At 67.0% G+C, this 15,140-nt stretch carries 16 protein-coding genes; 13 read left to right on the forward strand and 3 right to left on the reverse strand.

The genetic code is table 11. From position 1 onward, the window contains the following. The first annotated feature begins 22 nt into the window (after positions 1–22). Positions 23–1,393, forward strand: coding sequence for a flagellar hook-associated protein FlgL (gene flgL / locus IHV84_RS08665; RefSeq protein ID WP_198846562.1), 1,371 nt, complete (start codon positions 23–25; stop codon positions 1,391–1,393). 58 nt (positions 1,394–1,451) lie between these two features. Further along, positions 1,452–2,690, forward strand: coding sequence for an HDOD domain-containing protein (locus tag IHV84_RS08670; RefSeq protein ID WP_198846563.1), 1,239 nt, complete (start codon positions 1,452–1,454; stop codon positions 2,688–2,690). 50 nt (positions 2,691–2,740) lie between these two features. Here the strand turns inward: IHV84_RS08670 and IHV84_RS08675 are convergent, their stop codons facing one another. Beyond that, positions 2,741–3,643: a LysR family transcriptional regulator gene (locus IHV84_RS08675; RefSeq protein ID WP_198846564.1), complete on the reverse strand. Its 903-nt coding sequence runs from the start codon at positions 3,641–3,643 to the stop codon at positions 2,741–2,743. A gap of 143 nt (positions 3,644–3,786) precedes the next feature. Here IHV84_RS08675 and IHV84_RS08680 point away from each other — a divergent pair, with 143 nt between their 5' ends. Further along, a complete protein-coding gene (locus IHV84_RS08680) occupies positions 3,787–4,428 on the forward strand; it encodes an NAD(P)-dependent oxidoreductase (protein WP_198846565.1) in 642 nt (213 codons plus the stop codon). Positions 4,429–4,597: 169 nt separating this feature from the next. On the opposite strand, the gene IHV84_RS08685 is transcribed toward IHV84_RS08680, so the two are convergent. Beyond that, positions 4,598–6,079 carry a PLP-dependent aminotransferase family protein gene (locus IHV84_RS08685; protein ID WP_066693186.1) on the reverse strand — a complete coding sequence of 494 codons (1,482 nt, stop codon included), beginning with the start codon at positions 6,077–6,079 and terminating at the stop codon, positions 4,598–4,600. 156 nt (positions 6,080–6,235) lie between these two features. Here IHV84_RS08685 and IHV84_RS08690 point away from each other — a divergent pair, with 156 nt between their 5' ends. From IHV84_RS08690 to IHV84_RS08725, 8 genes are all read left to right on the forward strand, one after another. Beyond that, complete coding sequence (locus IHV84_RS08690; RefSeq protein WP_066693189.1) at positions 6,236–6,850, forward strand: LysE family translocator; 615 nt, start codon at positions 6,236–6,238, stop codon at positions 6,848–6,850. After that, positions 6,847–7,752 (forward strand): DMT family transporter, encoded by a 906-nt coding sequence (locus IHV84_RS08695; RefSeq protein ID WP_066693192.1) that lies wholly within the window; start codon positions 6,847–6,849, stop codon positions 7,750–7,752. Before IHV84_RS08690 ends, IHV84_RS08695 begins: the two co-directional genes overlap by 4 nt. 48 nt (positions 7,753–7,800) lie before the next feature. Beyond that, complete coding sequence (locus IHV84_RS08700; protein WP_198846566.1) at positions 7,801–8,982, forward strand: PLP-dependent aminotransferase family protein; 1,182 nt, start codon at positions 7,801–7,803, stop codon at positions 8,980–8,982. A gap of 6 nt (positions 8,983–8,988) precedes the next feature. Further along, positions 8,989–9,615, forward strand: coding sequence for a glutathione S-transferase family protein (locus IHV84_RS08705; protein WP_198846567.1), 627 nt, complete (start codon positions 8,989–8,991; stop codon positions 9,613–9,615). A gap of 42 nt (positions 9,616–9,657) precedes the next feature. Further along, complete coding sequence (locus tag IHV84_RS08710) at positions 9,658–10,524, forward strand: PhzF family phenazine biosynthesis protein (protein ID WP_198846568.1); 867 nt, start codon at positions 9,658–9,660, stop codon at positions 10,522–10,524. A 151-nt stretch (positions 10,525–10,675) separates the two neighbouring features. Next, entirely contained in the window at positions 10,676–11,578 is a 903-nt protein-coding gene (locus IHV84_RS08715; RefSeq protein ID WP_198846569.1) for a PhzF family phenazine biosynthesis protein, read from the forward strand. Next, positions 11,575–12,303, forward strand: a complete 729-nt coding sequence (locus IHV84_RS08720) for a VOC family protein (protein ID WP_370541231.1) — start codon at positions 11,575–11,577, stop codon at positions 12,301–12,303. Before IHV84_RS08715 ends, IHV84_RS08720 begins: the two co-directional genes overlap by 4 nt. Further along, positions 12,300–13,289 (forward strand): threonine dehydratase, encoded by a 990-nt coding sequence (locus IHV84_RS08725; RefSeq protein WP_198846570.1) that lies wholly within the window; start codon positions 12,300–12,302, stop codon positions 13,287–13,289. The genes IHV84_RS08720 and IHV84_RS08725 overlap by 4 nt, the downstream gene beginning before the upstream one ends. A 5-nt stretch (positions 13,290–13,294) precedes the next feature. Here IHV84_RS08725 and IHV84_RS08730 read toward each other — a convergent pair whose 3' ends face one another. After that, a complete protein-coding gene (locus IHV84_RS08730; RefSeq protein WP_198846571.1) occupies positions 13,295–13,744 on the reverse strand; it encodes a DUF2846 domain-containing protein in 450 nt (149 codons plus the stop codon). Between the two features lie 83 nt (positions 13,745–13,827). Here IHV84_RS08730 and IHV84_RS08735 point away from each other — a divergent pair, with 83 nt between their 5' ends. Continuing rightward, a complete protein-coding gene (locus IHV84_RS08735) occupies positions 13,828–14,499 on the forward strand; it encodes a histidine phosphatase family protein (protein ID WP_142083314.1) in 672 nt (223 codons plus the stop codon). Positions 14,500–14,578: 79 nt separating this feature from the next. Continuing rightward, on the forward strand, positions 14,579–15,100 hold the full coding sequence (locus tag IHV84_RS08740) for a hypothetical protein (protein WP_233099910.1): 522 nt from the start codon (positions 14,579–14,581) through the stop codon (positions 15,098–15,100). Positions 15,101–15,140 lie beyond the last annotated feature (40 nt).

Here is a 15,140-nt window from a genome sequence, read left to right on the forward strand (position 1 = left end):
ATGCACTCCGAAGGAGTCTGACATGAGCAATACGATCTTTCGCGTTGGCACGGCCAACATGTATGACAACGCCATCCGCAACGTGTCGGCGCGGCAGACCTCGCTCGTCAACCTGCAGGAGAACCTGACCTCGGGCAAGCGTGTAGTGCGTGCCAGCGACGACCCCGTGTCGGCCGCCCAGGCCGAACGCGCACTGACCCGCATCAGCCGCATCCAGACCGAGCAGCGCGCCCTGGAAAACCAGCGCAACGCGATTGCCCAGGCGGAATCCACCATGGGCGACGCCATCAGCCTGGTGCAGGAAGCCCGCCAGCTCATGGTGAATGCTGGCAACGGCGCGCTCAGCAGCAGCGAGCGCGCCACCATCGCCAACCAGTTGCAAAGCCTGCGCGACCAACTCACCGCCGTGGCCAACCGCACCGACACCAACGGCATCCCGCTGCTGGGGGCACTGGGCAGCGCGCAGTCGCCCTTCATGGGGCCGCTCAACAGCACGCCGGACTATTTGTTTGCAGGCCAGGCAGGCCAAACGGCCAGTGATGGCGTCACGCTGCCCAACACGCTGGACGGTGACTCCGCCTTCATGTTCGATGCCGAGCGCGACGGCAGCTTCCATGCTGCCATCACGCCGGGCACCAGCACCGTCATCGTGCCTGGCGCCACCACACCCAGCGTGCCCGCCATGGGCCAGCCCAACCGGGCATTGACCACCTCGGCCATCACCGTGGCCGAAGGCACCAACTTCAACAAGAACCCCGCCACGGGGCTGGCCTACACCTACAGCGTGAGTTTCTCCAACGTCACGCTCGACCCCGCCACCAACACCCTGTCTGCCACCTACAACGTCAGCAGCACCGACCCTGCCTTCGTGCCCCCGGCAGCACAAACGCTCAACCCGATCAAGATCGGCGAGAAAGGCGAATTCAACATCAACGGCCTGCCGCCAGGGATGTCGATGAAAGTCACGACGCTGCCCACCAAAGCGCTGGACGGCACCATCACGCTCTCGCCCGCCAACGGCGACACCATCAACATCTCGCCCCAGGCCAGCGTGTTCAGCGTGATCGATAAAGCCATTGCTGAGATCAAGGCGGCCCCCAACTCCAACGTGGCGGCCCAGGCCATCAGTCAGGCGCTGGCAAATGTCGATATCGGGCTGGAGCGCATGAGCAACATCCGCAGCTACGCGGGCGAGCTGCTCAACCGCGCAGACCGTATCACCGGCGACCAGGAAAAGCGCTCCGTGCAGCTCGAATCCGACCGTTCGCGGGCCGAGGATCTGGATATGATCAAAGGCTTTTCGGACTTCCAGAACCAGCAGACGGGCTACAAGGCCGCGCTGCAGGCCTATGCGTCGGTTCAGAAGCTTTCGCTGTTCAACTACATCGGCTAGCGTTCCGCCCCGCGCAGCGCGCCGGGCCCCAGATGCCAGCCGCACCGCCTGAGAGCACATGGTCCAATCCGTCCTAGGCAGTCTGATTCTGGGCTACCGCCCCTTGTGGAACCGCGCCCGCAAGCTGGCTGGCGTGCAGCTGTATGTGCACAACGAATCCTCCCTGCTGGTAGACGCAGGCCACCTGCTGCGCACACTGGCAGAGTTGTGGTCGGCCAGTTCTCCGCCGCTGCTGATCTCGCCCCAAACGCACCAGCTGCTCTCCAGCCTGCTGGAAAGCGCGCCGCGCGGCAGCCCGTGGATTGAAGTGCGCGGTGATTGGCTGAACGATTCAACCATCTTCAATCAGGTGCGCGCAGCCCATCGGCGGGGGCTCAAGCTGGTGTGGCGTGGCGAGATTGCCAACCTGCCACCCGCCGAAGTGGCGCGCTGCTTTGACAACAGCCTGCTCACCCTGCGCGCCGAAGACGCGATTGCCGCTCTGCAGCGCGGACCACAACAGCCCGGCACACCCAAGCCACCACCGCGCAACATCAGCCCCATCCTGGCAGGGCAGATGTACGAGAACGTGGCCAGCCGTGCCCTGATGGAGCACTGCCTGGACAACAACGCGCTGGCGCTGGCCGGCTGGCCCACGGAAGACGTGCTCTACAGCATGCGGCACACGCCGCAGCAGCCGTCACACGCGGTCATTCACCGGCTGATGAAGGCCATCGACAACGAGCAGTCGCTGGAGACGTTTGAAGACATCATGAGCGAGGACCCGATCCTGTCCTACCGCTTCATGATCTACACCAACTCGGCGGCCCTGGGCCTGCGCACCGGCATCGACTCGCTGCGCCGGGGCATGGTGATGATGGGGTACGAGTCCATCAAGCGCTGGCTGTCGGACCAGCTGCCCCACTCCTGCACGGAGCCCAACATGCAGCCCATCCGCGAGTCAATGGTGATGCGTGCGCGCCTGACCACACTGCTGCTCAACCCGGGCGTGGAAAACGAGCTGCGGCGCGAAATTTACCTCTGCGCACTGCTGTCGCAAATGGATGAACTGCTGCGCGAGCCCCTGGGCACGATCCTGCGCCGCATCCCGCTGTCGGAACGGATCTACGACGCGACGGTGCTGCACACCGGCCCCTACGCACCCAGCCTGCAAATGGCCTGCGCGCTGGAACACGACGACGCCAGCGTGATCCGCCGCCTGTGCGAAGAGCACGAGATGGACCTGGAGGAGGTCAACCGCGCGCTGCTGCGGGTGCTGTCCGATCTGGAAGTGGAACGCCCGGCCCCTCCCCGTTGAGGGGTGTGACCCAGGCTGATCTGCACCGATCTGCCCGCAGCCCGCACCCACTACTCCAGCACACCCGGCTGGGTGACGAGATAGCGCTGCAAGGCCGCAATGGCCTGCCGCACCTTGGCGGGCTGCGCATCCCGCTGGGGCGTCACAGCCCAGATATCCAGGGTGCCCATGGTCCACTGCGGCAACAGCCGCACCAGGCGGCCCGATGCCAGCGCGTCCTGCACATCCAGGCTGCCCATCAGCGCCACGCCCAGGCCCGCCTCGCACATCTGCTGGATGGACAACTGGTTGTTGCTCACAATGCGCGGCTCCACCCGCAGGCTGCGGGCCGCGCCCTCGGGGCCCCTCAGGTCCAGCAGCAGGCCCGCCCCTTCGCGTGCAAAGCCCAGCCAGCCGTGGGCCAGCAGGGCGTCTGGCGACTCCGGGCTGCCGTGCCGGTCCAGATACTCGGGCGCGGCGCAGAGCCACCACTCCAGCGCCCCCAGCCTGCGTGCCGCCCAGCTCGAATCAGCCAGGCGGCCAAAACGCACAGCCAGATCCACCCGGGCGTTGATGAGATCAATGGGAGCATCGTCCACCACCAATCGCAGCCGCAACGAGGGGTATTGCGCCAGCATCGCGCCCAGAGCCGGGGAGACATGCCGCGCAAAGCCCACGGTGGCCGACATGCGCAGCTCGCCACTGGGCGCATCGCGCGCGGCCGCCAGCTCGGCCCGCGCCTGCTCGGCCGCCGCGCACATGGCAGCACACTGGGCGTGGTAACGCTGGCCCGCCTCGGTCAAAGCCAGTTTGCGGGTGGAGCGGTGCAGCAGCGTCACGCCACCCTCCCGCTCCAGTTGGCGCACCTGCTGGCTGACTGCTGACGGGCTCATGCCCAGCACCCGGCCCGCGCCCGTCATCGAACCATGCTGCACCACACTGGCAAACACCGCCATCCGCTTGAGATCGTCCAACACATCCTCCTGCCGCAGTGAGCCTGTTCAAAAGCTTGATTTTGAAGCAGCGCTTCAAAGACAAAGCATTTTCAACCCTCTACCGCAATCGCAGCATCAAAAATAAGCTTGCAGCATCTTCACTCCCCTTGCAGGAACACACCATGCACATCGCACTGATTGGCGCCACCGGCTTTGTAGGCACCGCATTGTTGAATGAACTGCTGCAACGCGGCCACCGCGTGACGGCCCTGGCCCGCGATCCGGCCAAGATCCCCTCGCGTGAAGGCCTGACCGTGGTGCAGGCCGACGCGACAGACGCCGCGCAGGTGGCCCAGGCCGTCCAAGGGGTGGACGCGGTGGCCAGCGCCTACAACCCAGGCTGGACGCATCCCGACCTGCACGACGAATTTCTGCGGGGCAGCCGCGCCATCACGGCGGGCGTCAAGGCCGCTGGCGTTCAGCGCCTGCTGGTGGTGGGCGGCGCAGGCAGCCTGTATGTGGCGCCAGGCGTGCAGCTGGTGGACACCCCCCAGTTCCCGGCCGAATGGAAAAACGGCGCACTGGCCGCCCGCGAAGTGCTGAACCTGCTGCGCCAGGAATCCACCCTGCAATGGACCTTCCTCTCACCCGCCATCCTGCTGGAGCCCGGCGAGCGCACGGGCCACTACCGCCTGGGCACGGAATCCCCCCTGATGAACGGCGACCAGCCCGGCAAGATCAGCGTGGCCGATCTGGCAGTGGCCATCGTGGACGAGCTGGAGGCTCCACGCCACCTGCAGCAGCGCTTCACCGTGGCGTATTGACGCTTGAATTGCTACGTTATTGATAGCTGCTTGCGCTTATAAATAAAGCGCTGCAAGGGTGTTTTGTTCAAAAAAACCGCACCTGGGTGGCGAGAAAGCCTGCAAAAGGCACCGAGGCGACGGCCATCCGCGCGCCAAGCGCCTGTTTCGCGGCTCTGCGCTCAGCCGCTCACTTCATCGCTGCCACCACCTGCTGGAAGATTTGCCAGAAGGCCGCTTCCTGCGTGGTGGCAAAGTTGATGCGCATAAGCGTGCTGGGTTTGCGCTCGGCATGGAACAGCGCGCCGGGGGCCAGCAAGTAGCCCTCGTCCAGCATGCGCTGGGCCAGGGCATCAGTGTCCACGCCCGTATCGACCCAGCCGAACAGGCCCACCGGCTCTGCCGCAAAAGTGCAGCCGGCTTGCAGCGCCAGCTTGACGCTGCGTGACCGGGCGGCATCCAGCCGGGTGCGGATGCGCTCGGCATGGCGGCGCAGCTGCCCTTGCTCAATGCACAGGGCCAGGGCTTTTTCCAGCAAGGCAGGGGTGGTGAGGGTGGCCAGCAGCTTGGTGTCGAGCAGGGGCTCCACCAGATTCGGCGGGGCCGCCAGGTAACCAATGCGCCAGTTGGGGGCAAGAATCTTCGCGAACCCGCTCACATAGATGGTGCGCTGCAGACCATCAAGCGCCGTGAGGCGCGTGGCGTGCTCTGGCGCGATGTGGCTGTAGGTGTCGTCCTCCACCACGTGGAAGTTGTGCTGGTTGGCCAACTGCAGCACGCGGTGGGCGCTGCCCGGGCTGAGGCAGTAGCCCGTGGGGTTGTGGAACACGCTCACGCTCACGTACAGCTTGGGCTGGTGCACTTCGCAATACCGGGCCATCACCTCCAGGTCTGGCCCGTCAGCGCGACGCGGCACGGGCAGGATGCGCATACCGAGGGCCGCCAGCCGCGCAAACTCCACCGCCCAGCCAGGCTCCTCCACCATCACCGGGTCACCAGGGCGCAGCAGCGTGCGGCTCACGATATCGAGCGCGTGCGTGGCCCCCACGGTGGTGATGATGTGCTCTGGCACCGTGTGCACGTTGAGGGTGGAGAGTTTTTTGGCCAGCAGGCGGCGCAGGTGCGCATCGCCCAGCGGCTCGCCGTACTGCAGCGAAAAATCTTGCAGGCTGCGCGAGTTGGTGACCTTGCGCACCGCAGCGGGCATGAAGGTGGACTCCAGCCACTCGGACGGAAACACGCCCATGCCGGGCTGCGGCTTGTCGCTGATCTTGTGGAACATGCCGCGGATGAGCGCCGTGGCGTTGACGGGCGACACGCCCCGCCCCGCGCGCCCGGCGGCGCGCGCCGCAAACCAGTGGGCGGTGCTCCAGTTGGGGGCTGCGTTTTCCAGGGTCGGGTCCGCGGTGCGGGCATCGGCCCCGGCGGCGGTGTCCGCGCCGCCGCTGTCGCGCACGAAGAAGCCCCGGTTCTTGCGGGCCTCCACCAGCCCCAGCGCCAGCAGCTGGTCATAGGCCGCCACCACGGTGGACGGGCTCACGCCGTTTTGCTGAGCGCACTGGCGCACCGACGGCAGGCGCGCGCCCGGGGCCAGCAGCCGATTGCGGATGCGCTCGGCAAAGCGCTCCGACAACTGCTCGGTCAGCGACTGGGTGGACGACTTCATCAACATGGCGGGTCTCCGGGCAAGGCGCTGTGCCGTGTACTGGCACAGCCAACAATACAGTTTGCATACTGCGCTGCTGAACTGTATGGGTAGTGTATCGGTACATCCGATTACATTGGACAGCCATACTCCCGCGCAACACCCGCCCGCACCGCCTATTGCATGAGCACCGCCGAACTCACCGCCCTTTTGCTGTTTTGCACCGCCATGAGCTTTTCGCCGGGGCCCAACACCACCTTGTCTACCGCCCTGGCCGCCAACCTGGGCCTCAAGCGCGCCCTGCGCTTTTGCCTGGCCGTGCCCACGGGCTGGACCCTGCTGATGCTGGGCAGCGGCCTGGGCCTGGGGGCCCTCATCACCGGCGTTCCCGCGCTGCGCTGGACGGTCACGCTGATGGGCGTGGCCTACATGCTGTGGCTGGCCTGGAAGCTCAGCCGCGCCGGGCAGCTTGCCGAGGTGGACGGCAGCCGCCTGCAGGTGACCTTCTGGCAAGGCGTGGGCCTGCAGTTCGTGAACATCAAGGCCTGGATGCTGGCCCTCACGCTCAGCGCGGGCTGGGTGGTCAACGCAGCCGGGCAGCCGGCCACCAACCCGGGTGAGCGCCTGGCCATCATCTGCTGCGTGATGGTGGCGTTTGCCTTCAGCAGCAACTTTGTCTATGCGCTGCTGGGCTCCCTGCTGCGCCAGTGGCTGTCGCAGGGTGCTCGCCTGCTGTGGTTCAACCGCGCCCTGGCGCTGGTGCTGGTGGCCACCGCTGTCTGGATGCTGACTCTATGAACACGCCCTCCTCGCACCGCGACCGCACCCTAGGCCTGTGGCTCGGCGTGCTGGGCGTGGCGATCTTCGCCGTCACCCTGCCCGCCACGCGCCTGGCCACCGGCACGTCAGAGCAACCCCAGCTCTCGCCCTGGTTCGTCACCGTGGGCCGCGCCGCGCTGGCGGGGCTGCTGTCGGCGGTGTTTCTGCTGGCCACGCGCTCGCCGCGCCCTCAGCCGCAGCAGTGGCGGCACCTGGGCTGGGCCGTGCTGGGCAATGCGCTGGGCTACCCGCTGCTGCTGGCGTTTGCGCTGCGCAGCGTCACGGCCAGCCACGCGGCCGTGGTAACGGCGCTGCTGCCGCTGGTGACGGCGGCCGTGGCCGCGCTGGTGCTGCACCAGCGTGCGCGCCTGGGGTTCTGGCTCTTCGCGGTGCTGGGCAGCCTGCTGGTGGTGGCGTTCTCGCTGCTGCGCGGCTGGCAGCAGGGCCACGGCCTGTTCAGCCTGGAGGCGGCGGATGCGCTGCTGGTCGGCGCGGTGGTGGCGGCGTCCGTGGGCTACATCCACGGCGCACGCATCACACCCGCGCTGGGGGCCGAGCGCGTGATCTGCTGGGTGTGCCTGATGGCGCTGCCCGTCTCCCTGCCCGCCACGCTGTGGCTGTGGCCCAGCCATCCCGTGGCGCCCTCGGCCTGGGGTGGCTTTCTGTATGTGGGCGTGTTCTCGATGTGGGCCGGCTTCTTCGCCTGGTACCGGGGGCTGGCCCTGGGCGGCGCCCTGCGCGTGAGCCAGACGCAGCTGCTGCAGCCCTTTCTTTCCATCCTGGCCGCCGCCGTGCTGCTGGGCGAGTCGCTCGACCTGGTCACCCTGGGCTTTGCCGTCGCCGTTGTCGCCACCGTGGTGGCGGGCAAGCGGTTTTCCTGACATGGCCCCGATACCATTGCATACAACACCTACCTGGAGATCAATGACATGACGAACTGGACCCTGGCGCGCCGCGCCGAGCGCATGAACCCCTCGGTCATCCGCGAAATCCTGAAGGTCACGGAAAAGCCCGGCATCATCAGCCTGGCTGGCGGCCTGCCGTCGCCCAAGACTTTCCCGGTATCAGCTTTTGCCGAAGCCTCGGCCGCCGTGCTGGCCAACGATGGCCCCGCCGCCCTGCAGTACGCAGCCAGCGAAGGCTTTGCGCCCCTGCGCCAGGCGATTGCCGACTTCCTGCCCTGGAATGTGGACCCCGATCAGATCCTGATCACCACCGGCTCACAGCAGGCGCTGGACCTGATCGCCAAGGTGCTGATCGACGAAAGCAGCCGCGTGCTGGTCGAAACGCCCACCTACCTGGGTGCCCTGCAGGCCTTTACGCCCATGGAGCCCACCGTGGTGGCGGTGGCCAGCGATGACGAAGGCGTGCTGATCGACGACCTGAAGGCCAAGGTGGGCACAGGCGCCGACAAGGCACGCTTCCTGTACGTGCTGCCCAACTTCCAGAACCCCACCGGCCGCACCATGAGCGACGCACGCCGCGCCGAGCTGGTGAAAGCTGCCGCCGAGCTGAACCTGCCGCTGGTGGAAGACAACCCCTACGGCGACCTGTGGTTCGACAACCCGCCACCCGCACCGCTCACGGCCCGCAACCCCGAGGGCTGCATCTACATGGGCTCGTTCTCCAAGGTGCTGGCCCCTGGCCTGCGCCTGGGCTACATCGTGGCGCCCAAGGCCGTGTACCCCAAGCTGCTGCAAGCCAAGCAGGCCGCCGACCTGCACACCCCCGGCTACAACCAGCGCCTGGTGGCCGAAGTGATGAAGGGCGGTTTTCTCGACCGCCATGTGCCCACCATCCGCGCGCTGTACAAACAGCAGTGCGAAGCCATGCTGGCCGCGCTCGACAAGGAAATGCAAGGCCTGGGCGTGCACTGGAACCGCCCCGATGGCGGCATGTTCCTGTGGGTGCGCCTGCCGGAAGGCATGAGCGCCATCGAGCTGCTGCCCAAGGCGGTGGAGCGCAATGTGGCCTTTGTGCCCGGCGCCGCCTTCTATGCCGACAACGCCGACCAGCGCACGCTGCGCCTGTCGTTCGTGACTTCGACGGTCGAGCAGATCGCCACCGGCATCGCCGCGCTGGCGGCTGCCATCCGTGAGCACAAGGGCTGATCCAGCATGCTGAGGCTTTGGGGTCGCCTGTCGTCCATCAACGTGCGCAAGGTGGTGTGGGCCGCGCAAGAGCTGGGGCTGCCCCTGCAGCGCACCGATGCGGGCGGGCAGTTTGGCCTGGTGCGCGAAGCAGCATATTTGCAGCGCAACCCCAACGGCCTGGTGCCTCTGATGGAAGACGACGACACCGGCCTGGTGCTGTGGGAATCCAACGCCATCGTGCGCTACCTGTGCGCAAGGCATTCGGCAGGCAAGCTTTACCCTGAGGAGCTGCCCGCCCGCTTTGTGGCCGAGCAGTGGATGGACTGGCAGCAGACCACGCTGAACCCCGCAGGGCGCGATGCCTTCATCCAGTGGATACGCACACCGGCCGCGCAGCGCAACAGCGCGCTGATTGCGGCCTCGGTGGCCGCCACCGAGCCCCTGCTGGACCTGCTGGAGCAGCACCTGGCCCGCTCGCCCTTCATGGCGGGTGAGCACTTCACCATGGCAGACATTCCCATCGGCTGCGAAATGCACCGCTGGTGGGGACTGCCGCAGGAACGCCCCGCGCGCCCGGCGCTGGAGCGCTGGTACCGCACCGTCAGCACCCGCCCCGGTGCCAGAGGGGTGCTGGACCAGCCTCTGGCGTAAGCTGTCGTAGCCACCACGCCCACGGTGAACGGAGCGACCCCCATGCAGCAACGTCTTTTTCGTCAGATCGACGTCTTCAGCCACCACCCCGGCTTCGACAACCCGGTGGCCGTGGTGCTAGACGCGCAGGGCCTGAGCGACGCCGACATGCGCCGCTTTGCCGCCTGGACCAACTTGTCGGAAACCACCTTCCTGATGCCCCCCACGGCAGCGGGCCATGCGGCCGGGGCCGACTACCGGCTGCGCATTTTTTCGCCCAGGGGCGAGCTGCCCTTTGCCGGCCACCCCACGCTGGGCACCTGCCGCGCCTGGCTGCAGCAAGGCCACACGCCGCGCGTGCCCGGCCTGGTGGTACAAGAGTCTGCGCAGGGCCTGGTGCAAATCGAACACCGGGGCGACACCCTGGCCTTTGCCGCACCGCCATTGCAATGCAGCAAGCCCAGCCCGGCCTTGGTGCCGCTGGTGGCCAGCGCACTGGGGCTGCGCCCCCACCAAATTCAAGCGGCGCAATTGCTGGACAACGGCCCGGTGTGGTTGGGACTGCTGCTGGACAGCGCTGACACCGTGCTCGGCCTCACGCCCGACCATGCCCGCCTCAAAGACCTGGGCCAGGACGTGGGCGTGATCCACATCGCCCCCGACGCGGGAGACAACCCAGAGCGCCCCGGCGCCGTGGTGCGCGCCTTCGCCGCCCCCATGGGCAACCCGGAAGACCCGGTGACCGGCAGCCTCAATGCCAGCCTGGCGCAATGGCTGATTGCCGAGGGCCTGGCCCCCACCCGCTACCTGGTAGCGCAAGGCGAATGCCTGGGCCGTGCTGGCAGGGTGTACATCCACCAGGATGGGCAGGGACAGGTCTGGGTGGGCGGCCACACCGTGACCTGCATTGAAGGGACTGCGCTGCTGTGACGTCTGTCCCAATCAACACACTGAACGCTCCCCCCAGCGGGTGAGACCCACGGGGCCTTGGCCCCGCCCACAACGATTGGCATGGCCCCCGCTCAACAGCAGGCCAGCCCCTGGCGTGCGCCGCTTTCCGTTTTTTCCAGGAGTTTTCCCCATGCACCACCGCCCGTTCCAACAAGTTGATGTGTTCACTGCCACCGCCTACCGTGGCAACCCTCTGGCCGTGGTGCTGGACGGCACAGGCCTCTCCACCGAGGAGATGCAGCAGTTCACCCGCTGGACCAACCTGTCTGAGGCCACCTTTGTGCTGCCCCCCACGCCCGAGGGCCGCGCCGCTGGTGCCGACTACCGCGTGCGCATCTTCTACCCCGCTGGCGAACTGCCTTTTGCCGGACACCCCACGCTGGGCACCTGCCACGCCTGGCTGAAGGCGGGTGGCCAGCCGCAAGTGGCGGGCCGCATCGTGCAGGAATGCGGCGTGGGCTTGGTCAACATCCGCCAGCAGGGCGATCTGCTGGCATTTGCCGCGCCACCGCTGCGCCGCAGCGGCCCGCTGGACGAGGCCGACGTGGCCCTGATTGCACGCGGCCTGGGCGTGGCGCGGGAAGACATCGTGCAGCACGCCTGGTGCGATAACGGCCCCGGCTGGCGTGCCGTGCTGCTGGCCAGCAGCGCGCAGGTGCTGGCGCTCAAGCCAGACGCTGCCATCCTCGCCGGGCTGGACGTGGGCGTGGTGGGGCCTGCAGCAGGAAGCGGAGCCTCCGCACCGCGTGGCAAGGTGGGCGTGGTGGGCAGCAGCGATGCGGACGGCATCGCGTTTGAAGTGCGCGCCTTCTTCCCTGGCAACAACGGTCTGGCCGAAGACCCCGTGACCGGCAGCCTGAACGCCGCACTGGCCCAGTGGCTCATCGGCGCGGGCCTGGCCCCCGCGCAGTACGTGGCCAGCCAGGGCACCTGCCTGGGCCGCGCGGGGCGTGTGCATGTGCAGCAAGAGGGCGACACCATCTGGGTGGGCGGCCACAGCGTGACCTGCATGGCGGGCGAGGTGCTGCTGTGAAAGAGACCACCACCGCACAAGGCCCCTGCGTGGACCACCTCGTGGTGTTTGCAGCCGATCTGGCCGGCGGCATGGACTGGTGCCAGCGCACGCTGAGCATCACCCCCACGGCCGGTGGCGAGCACCCGCTGATGGGCACGCACAACCGCATCTTCAACATCAGCAGCCCCCGCCACCCTCGCGCCTATCTTGAAATTATTGCTATAAATTCAGGAGCTACCAGCGCTTTACCAGCGGGCGCTAGACGCTGGTTTGATATGGATGATGCAACGCTGCAGCAGCAGGTAGCGCAGCACGGGCCGCAGCTCATCCACTGGGTGGCCAGCGTGCCTGATGTGGCCGCCAGCCATGCCGCGCTGACAGCACTGAGCATTGAGCGTGGCGCAACCATCACCGCCAGCCGCCCCACGCCGAATGGCCTGCTGCAGTGGCAGATCACCGTGCGCGAAGACGGCCTGCGGCTGATGGACGGCTGCCTGCCCACGCTCATCCAGTGGGGCGCCACACACCCCTGCGACAGCCTGCCTGCCAGTGGCGTGCAACTGCAGCAGCTCACGCTGCAGCACCCGCAGGCGGCCACCCTGCGGGCAGCGTGTGAAGCCATCGGTGTGGCACCCCATGTCGCCATCACTGCGGGCGATACGCCCCAGCTCGCGGCGCAACTCACCACACCGCGGGGCCCCGTCACCCTGTCGTCATTCACCCCCCAGAAAGCTGCCGCATGAACGCCCGCATCGACCCATCCCCCTTGCTGCCCACCCTGGCCGACATCGAAGCCGCCGCCCAGGTGGTGTACCGCGACTTTGCCGCCACGCCCCAGTACCGCTGGGGCCTGCTGAGCCAGCGCCTGGGCACCGACTGCTGGCTCAAGCACGAGAACCACACGCCCGTGGGTGCGTTCAAGATCCGCGGCGGCCTGACCTACTTTGACCAGCTCGCCCAGCGTGGTCGCTTGCCCCAGGAAGTGATCAGCGCCACCCGCGGCAACCACGGCCAGAGCATGGGCTGGGCCGCGCGCCGCCACGGCGTGGCATGCACCATCGTCGTGCCGCGTGGCAACTCCATTGAGAAGAACGCCGCCATGCGCGCGCTGGGCGTCACGCTCATCGAGCACGGCGACGATTTTCAGGAAGCGCGCGAGCACGCCATGCACCTGGCACAGCAGCGCGGCGCGCACATGGTGCCCAGCTTCCACCCTGACCTGCTGCGCGGCGTGAGCACCTACTGGTGGGAATTTTTGCGCGCCGTGCCCCAGCTTGACGTGGTGTACGTGCCCATCGGCCAGGGCTCGGGCGCATGCTCGGCCATCGCCGCCAAGCTGGCACTGCGGCACCCCGTGCGCGTGGTGGGCGTGGTCAGCAGCCACGCCACCACCTATGCCGACTCGCTGGCCGCAGGCAGCGTGGTCGAGGCCCCTGTCACCACCCAGCTGGCCGACGGCATGGCCTGCCGCGTGGCGGACCCCGAAGCCCTGGCCGTGCTGGCCCCGCACATCGACCACATCGTGCAGGTGAGCGACGCCGAAGTGGCCGCCGCCATGCAGGCACTGTTCACCGACACCCACAACGTGGCCGAAGGCGCAGGCGCTGCAGCACTGGCGGCCGCACTGCAAGAGCGAGAGTTGCTCCAAGACAAAACCGTGGGCCTGGCGTTGACGGGGGGCAACGTGGATGCGTCGGTTTTCGCGCAGACCCTGCGAACGGGCCATTGAGCAAGTCACGAAGAGCTGGCAACAAAAAAAGAGGCATAGCCCCCTTTTGATTTGGCTTGCGCAGTCATCGCAGCAGCATGGCAGTCACTTGACTGGCGGGCGGCATTGTCCGCCTTGCCTTGCGCTTCAGTCACCTGCTCCAGGTCGGCGCCACCCACCATCAAACCTACTTTGATGAACTGGCGCATGAAGTAATTTTTGCCTGCCTCAAAAAAGAGTTCGAGCTTGTTGGGAGAGAACTCGGATTCGGTCTCCACGGTGCGCGTCTTGCCGCCGTCGACCGGCGTGTAGAAAAACACATCGGGTGCGCTGACGCCCACGCAATTGCCGTCAACCCGCAAATCCTTGCTCAGAGCCTTACCGAGCACGCTGTTGCGATACAGGTAAGCGCCAGTTTGGCCTTCGGGAGGCAGTTGGAATTCTTTGGCCTTGGCCGACTGCTCTTTGGAAGCCATATTGACCGAAGCGCAGCCAGGCATCCGTGTTTTCAGTCGCTCCAGTGACAAGCAGTGGAAGGGTTTGTTTTCAAAATCCCCCCATGGGAACCCTCTACCTCGTGCGCCACGGCCAGGCCTCGTTTGGCGCTGATGATTACGACGTGCTCAGCCCTCGCGGACATGAGCAGGCGGTGCGCCTGGGCGAGTACTGGCGCGGGCGGGGCATGGCGTTTGACGCGGTGATGACCGGCACGCTGCGCCGCCACACCGAAACCTTGCAGGGCATTGCCCAAGGCCTGCAGACGATGCCCGAAGTGACCCGCTGGCCTGGCCTGAATGAATACGACAGCCACGCGCTGATCTCGGCCATCCACCCCCAGCCCCTGGGCCCTGCCGACACGCCCGAGCGCTACCGCGCGCACTTTCGCATCCTGTGCGATGCGCTGGCACAGTGGATGGCGGGCGTCATCAGCCCCCAGGGTATGCCCAGCTGGGAAGAGTTTTCAGGCGGCGTGCGCGCCGTGCTGGACCATGTGCGCCACCACCACGCTGGTCAGAACGTGCTGCTGGTGAGCAGCGGCGGCCCCATCTCGACGGCCGTGGGTGAGGTGCTGGGCACGGCGCCGGAGGTGACGATTGCGCTGAACATGCGCATCCGCAACAGCGCGGTGACGGAGTTCTCCATCTCGCCCAAGCGGCTGATGCTGCAAACCTTCAACACCCTGCCCCACCTGAACGAGGTGGAGCACGCGCCCCTCATCACCCACGCCTGAGGGCTGAAAAACATGCCGGAGCGCTGACCCCCGGACGAGTCCATCACAGGAGCGGCCTTGCACGGTGTACAACCGGGGCATGAGCCCTGTCGCCCCCTCACCCTTGATTGAATTACGCCTGGAGCCGGAGCAACTGGAACTGCACTGGCTGCCCTTGGCTTCCGATACCACGGCAAGCGCCAGCAGCGCGGAGCCGTACCGCGTGGCCCTGGGTTGGCAGACCGTGGCCCGGGCGTTTGGCCTGCGCATGCCCACGCCGCTGTCGCTGGAAAACGCCATCGCCACCGTGGAAGACGCGGTCATGCCGGCCAGCCGCTGGCTGGCACAGCCCCCTGCACGCACAGCCCCGCCGTTCACCCTGCACACGCGCAGCCCATTGCTGCGCGAGGTGGCAGAGGTTGCAGGCGTGGCGCTGTGCACGCCACCCGCCCGGCTGTCACGGCAGGCCGTGGAGAACCTGTTCAATCGCCTGTCCGACCAGATTCACCGCCCTGGCGCCACCGATACTGCCCTGCCCCAGCGCGCGGAATGGGCGGCCGCGCTGTTGATCCTCCGGGAAGCGCTGCACCACTGGGGCGTGGAATGGGTGGAGCTGGGCTGAATCAGCGTGCTTTCATTCGCAGCAACCTTCGCCACCAATT

Source organism: Acidovorax sp. IB03 (assembly GCF_016406015.1).
Classification (GTDB): domain Bacteria; phylum Pseudomonadota; class Gammaproteobacteria; order Burkholderiales; family Burkholderiaceae_C; genus Acidovorax; species Acidovorax temperans.

Coding starts and splice junctions, on each gene's coding strand:
- IHV84_RS08740 (WP_233099910.1), top strand. CDS start 14,579: ATGAGCCCTGTCGCCCCCTCACCCTTGATTGAATTACGCCTGGAGCCG.
- IHV84_RS08690 (WP_066693189.1), top strand. CDS start 6,236: ATGAGCACCGCCGAACTCACCGCCCTTTTGCTGTTTTGCACCGCCATG.
- IHV84_RS08715 (WP_198846569.1), top strand. CDS start 10,676: ATGCACCACCGCCCGTTCCAACAAGTTGATGTGTTCACTGCCACCGCC.
- IHV84_RS08735 (WP_142083314.1), top strand. CDS start 13,828: ATGGGAACCCTCTACCTCGTGCGCCACGGCCAGGCCTCGTTTGGCGCT.
- IHV84_RS08730 (WP_198846571.1), bottom strand. CDS start 13,744: ATGGCTTCCAAAGAGCAGTCGGCCAAGGCCAAAGAATTCCAACTGCCT.
- IHV84_RS08680 (WP_198846565.1), top strand. CDS start 3,787: ATGCACATCGCACTGATTGGCGCCACCGGCTTTGTAGGCACCGCATTG.
- IHV84_RS08705 (WP_198846567.1), top strand. CDS start 8,989: ATGCTGAGGCTTTGGGGTCGCCTGTCGTCCATCAACGTGCGCAAGGTG.
- IHV84_RS08710 (WP_198846568.1), top strand. CDS start 9,658: ATGCAGCAACGTCTTTTTCGTCAGATCGACGTCTTCAGCCACCACCCC.
- flgL (WP_198846562.1), top strand. CDS start 23: ATGAGCAATACGATCTTTCGCGTTGGCACGGCCAACATGTATGACAAC.
- IHV84_RS08700 (WP_198846566.1), top strand. CDS start 7,801: ATGACGAACTGGACCCTGGCGCGCCGCGCCGAGCGCATGAACCCCTCG.
- IHV84_RS08670 (WP_198846563.1), top strand. CDS start 1,452: ATGGTCCAATCCGTCCTAGGCAGTCTGATTCTGGGCTACCGCCCCTTG.
- IHV84_RS08725 (WP_198846570.1), top strand. CDS start 12,300: ATGAACGCCCGCATCGACCCATCCCCCTTGCTGCCCACCCTGGCCGAC.
- IHV84_RS08695 (WP_066693192.1), top strand. CDS start 6,847: ATGAACACGCCCTCCTCGCACCGCGACCGCACCCTAGGCCTGTGGCTC.
- IHV84_RS08685 (WP_066693186.1), bottom strand. CDS start 6,079: ATGTTGATGAAGTCGTCCACCCAGTCGCTGACCGAGCAGTTGTCGGAG.